The 3,633-nt window shown below is 74.6% G+C and carries 3 protein-coding genes and 2 pseudogenes; 3 read left to right on the top strand and 2 right to left on the bottom strand.

The annotated features are described in order from the left end of the window. Positions 1–385: 385 nt before the first annotated feature. From JWP64_RS31185 to JWP64_RS31175, 3 genes and pseudogenes are all read left to right on the top strand, one after another. Positions 386–553 (top strand): annotated as a pseudogene (locus tag JWP64_RS31185) (IS3 family transposase); the annotation flags it as partial. Positions 554–568: 15 nt separating this feature from the next. Further along, the gene (locus JWP64_RS31180) at positions 569–961 is read left to right on the top strand and encodes a DUF6319 family protein (protein ID WP_366890901.1); all 393 of its coding nucleotides are present in this window, start codon (positions 569–571) and stop codon (positions 959–961) included. A gap of 200 nt (positions 962–1,161) precedes the next feature. Beyond that, positions 1,162–1,560, top strand: coding sequence for an STAS domain-containing protein (locus JWP64_RS31175; protein WP_297504213.1), 399 nt, complete (start codon positions 1,162–1,164; stop codon positions 1,558–1,560). Positions 1,561–1,617: 57 nt separating this feature from the next. On the opposite strand, the pseudogene JWP64_RS31170 reads toward JWP64_RS31175, so the two are convergent. Further along, positions 1,618–1,761, bottom strand: a pseudogene (locus tag JWP64_RS31170) (helix-turn-helix domain-containing protein); the annotation flags it as partial. 239 nt (positions 1,762–2,000) lie between these two features. Next, on the bottom strand, positions 2,001–3,029 hold the full coding sequence (locus tag JWP64_RS31165) for a LuxR C-terminal-related transcriptional regulator (RefSeq protein ID WP_297504211.1): 1,029 nt from the start codon (positions 3,027–3,029) through the stop codon (positions 2,001–2,003). Positions 3,030–3,633 lie beyond the last annotated feature (604 nt).

The raw sequence follows: 3,633 nt of genomic DNA, 5'->3' as shown, positions 1-3,633 counted from the left end.
CACCGACCACCGGGAGGCCCTGATGTTCCGCACCGCGATCACCCCGACCAGCTTCAACACCGCCGAGTGGCGCGACTTCGACGACCACGCCGAGCGCGAGGACCAGATCGGCGCCGGCCTGGCCGGGGCGCTCGCGGAGCCGGGCTTCTGAGCCCCCCGGGCGGGCCCGCGCGGGCCCGCCCTACATCGGCGGGATCGTCGCCCGCCACCTGCGGCCGACCCTGATCGGCCGCGCTCGCACCTGCCCCAGCTGAGGTGCCGCGCCGCCCTGACCTCGGCGCGGCCCCTCCTCCCCGTCCGGACCCAAACAACGCCAGACCCACCGAGGAGAATGAGTCGCCCTGGGTCCGGTGGAGGCTCCTGACTTGGAAACGAGGATGGAGTCATGCCGAGAGAGCAGTCGCCGGGTAAGCCAACTACGCGCCGGTACTCCGAGGAGGAGAAGGCCGCCGCGGTGCGGATGGTCCGCACCCTGCGCGCGGAGTTGGGCAGCGAGCACGGCACGGTGAAGCGGGTGGCTGAGCAGCTTGGCTACGGGGTCGAGTCGGTGCGGGTTCGGTGATCCCTCGTGGCCGGGGCGGTGATCGAGGCGCCGAGGAAACCGAAGGAGAAGGCCGCGGTGCCGGCCGAAGGGCCTGCCGCGTCCGCGGGCGCAGCCCCGCGTCGGCCCGTCAGCACACGCCGACGGGCCGACCGCCCGGCCGAGATGACCGTCAGTCTCACCGCGAAGGTGGACGGCGAGTGGAGCGTCGAGGTGCTCGTCGGCACAAAGCGGGTCGTGCCCTCCGTGCCGGTGCAGGCGGCCGACGTGGCCGCCGCCTCCCGGTCGCTGCCGCCCGCAGTCGCCGAGGTGATCACGTCGTCGTTGGAGGGCGCGCGTCAACGGCAGCGCGAACGTGTCGAGCGGTTGCGCGCCGAGCTCGACGCGGCGCAGCGCGCGCTCGACCAACTCGACGTCTGAGGGGGCCGTGACCGCTCCTGCCGCGGCCGTTGGATCAGGGGTTCGGACCTGGATCACGCGGCCGGGCGGGCCTGTACGGGCTGCACGGTCCGGTCCTGCGCGCACCGAACCTGCTCCTGCCCGACCCGCATCGATCGCTGGTGACCCCGGCTTCGCCGGGGTACAGGACGGCTGTGGGAGCTTCGAGGAGGTGGCTCAGGATGGGATACGGCGTCGGCGGTGGCGGGTCTACAGCGCCTGAGGGGAGCAGCTCGCCCGTCCGCCTCAGCCATCTACGGCCCGGGGTGCCGTGCGTGCACGTCCAGGGCTGCCTCGACGACGCCGCGGTGCCCGGGTTCCAGCACCTCGTCCGCGGATTGCTGGACGCGGCCCCGTGGGCGGTCGTGCTGGATCTGCGGGCGCTGACCGGCCTGGCCCCCGGCGCCGTGGCGGCGCTGGTCGAGCTGGCCCGCCATGCCGGCGAGGCCGACATCGGCCTGTACCTGGTCGCCGTCGACCGGCCGGTGGCCCGGGCCCTCGCTGCCGGCGGCGTGCACCGGCTGTTCGAGATCCACCGCAGCGTCGACAGCGCGCTCCGCGCGATGAGCCGGCGGCCGTGAGCACGACTGCGGGTGCAGGCCCGCGATGGCGTGCAGTGTCTCTTCGGCTCCGGGGTCTTCCGGGTGGTGCCCGGTGAGTTCGCGGATGCGGTAGAGGCGATACCGCATCGTGCTGCGGTGGATACCGAGGGCGGCCGCGGTCCGGGCCAGGTCGCAGCCGAGTTCGCGATACGCCCAGAGGGTGCGCACCAGCAGCGCCATGCGCTCGTCCGCCGGGGTGGTCGTGGGCTGCGCCGACCCGCCGGGTGTGCCATGGGACTTCATCGGCGAACCTCCGGCAGTTGCGACGGCGTCGACGGCGGAAGCTGCTCGCTACCCGCGCTGCAGGCGCGGGTAGCCGTCGGCTCCGAACCTGTCGAGGTTGCTCGGCCCGGCGGGCGGCGTCCATCGGCAGACCTACCGATCCGCCCGGTCGGGGCGGGCGGGGAGGTGCCGGTCTCTCACCCCTGCACGCCGGTCAGGGGCCGCGGCACGTACAGGCCCTGGCCCAGGGCCCGGACCGCGGCCAGGGCCCGGGTCTCGGCGCCGAGCTTGGCCAGGATGTTCTCCATGTGGGTGGCGACCGTCCGCGGCGCGATGACCAGCGCCGCGGCGATGCGCGCGTTGGTCCAGCCCTCGATGAGCAGCCCCAGGACCTCCAGCTCCCGGCGGGTCAGACCGTGCAGGTCCCCGGGCAGGGCCACCAGCACCGCCGCCACGAGGTGGTGCGGGGGCTGCGACGCGCAGGCCAGCACGGTCACCCGGAGGTACCCGACGGCCGCGTCGGGCCCGGCCTGCGGGCACAGGAACACCGTGTGCGCGCGTGCGTCGGCCAGTTGGGCGGCCACCGCGAGCAGCGCGGAGTCCTCGCCCAGCAGTGGGTGGGCGCCCAGCCCGGGCAGCGGCAGCGGGTGCCCGGCGCGGGTCAGCACGATCCCGGCCAGCGCGCCGTGGACGAGCTGCGCAGCGGTCGCGACCGAGCGCAGCGGGTCGAACGCCTGTGCGACCAGCGGGGCGAGCACGCCGATCAGGTCCCGGGCGGCGTCGGTGGGATGCGCCGCGCTCTCGGTGTTCAGGCTCAGATGCCCCAGGTGACGGCCGTCCGGGGCGAACAGGCCGACCGCGAGGCCCTCCCGGAACCCCGCCGGGCGCAGGTACTCCGCCCAGCCGCGCACCTCGTCGGGCGGGATGGGGAAATCGCGCAGGCGCATCGGCGGGCGCGCCCGGTCCAGGCCGAGCAGTTCGATCTCTGCGACGCTCGCCGGGCTGGTGAGGTAGGCGCGCACCGTGTCGTCGTAGCCCGGGCTCACCAGGGGTACCAGCCGGCGGCGCTCCGGGTCGAGCAGGGCGATCCAGCCGGCCTGGAACGGCACCACCCGGCGCAGCGACTCCAGCAGCGCGGCCGCCCGCTCCTCGATAGCGGCCGGCGTTGCCGCGATCCCGGCCACCTCGACCGCCACCTGCAGCCGGGCCGAAGCGGGCTCAGCCACTCCGCACCCCGGCGCGCACGGAACGCGCTCGTCGTCCGCGGTCCCCGAACCGCCCGCCGGGCCGCTGGCCCGGGCGCGGGGAGCTACGCCGACCCGTTCCGCCCGACACGGGTGACGGCTCGGGGAGGACCCCGAGCCCGGCGTGGTCCGTCCGCGAGTTCACGCTGTGTCGTCCCTGCTCGGTGCGAAGGTCGGGGGGTGACGAGAGGCCCCGGCCTCCTGTCACCTTGGCATGGCCGGCCGCCTGACCGAATCGGTCATCCGGTGGCATCCGCGGCCGCGGGAAAGAGACGATCACCTCGCCGAAGGCGTTCGCAAGCTCCTTCCCCGGCGAGTCCTCCACCACCGAACCGGCCTCCGGGAGGCCACGGGAGCGGAGTGGTCACCGCGCGACCCAGGCCCGGTCGGCCGTGAACCCGACCGACATCGACACCGCCTCTTCTGACTGTGAGGCCAGCACACACACCGGGCGCCTTGCGCGGGGTGAGTCGGGCGCTGCCCAGCTCGAGGCAGTCGGACCGGAATCGGCGTCCTGCCTGGAGATCCGGCGGTGTGTCCGGGCCGGATGACGTTGGGTGCGGTGGCCCTCGCAGGGCGGGACTCC

Origin of the sequence: Pseudonocardia sp. (assembly GCF_025465255.1) — a bacterium.
Classification (GTDB): Bacteria; Actinomycetota; Actinomycetes; order Mycobacteriales; family Pseudonocardiaceae; genus Pseudonocardia.
The sequence above is the reverse complement of the archived record's forward strand: the minus strand, read 5'-3'. Positions and strand labels throughout refer to the sequence as shown.

Excerpts from the sequence above, each read along its gene's own strand:
- JWP64_RS31175 (WP_297504213.1), top strand. The coding sequence starts at position 1,162 with ATGGGATACGGCGTCGGCGGTGGCGGGTCTACAGCGCCTGAGGGGAGC.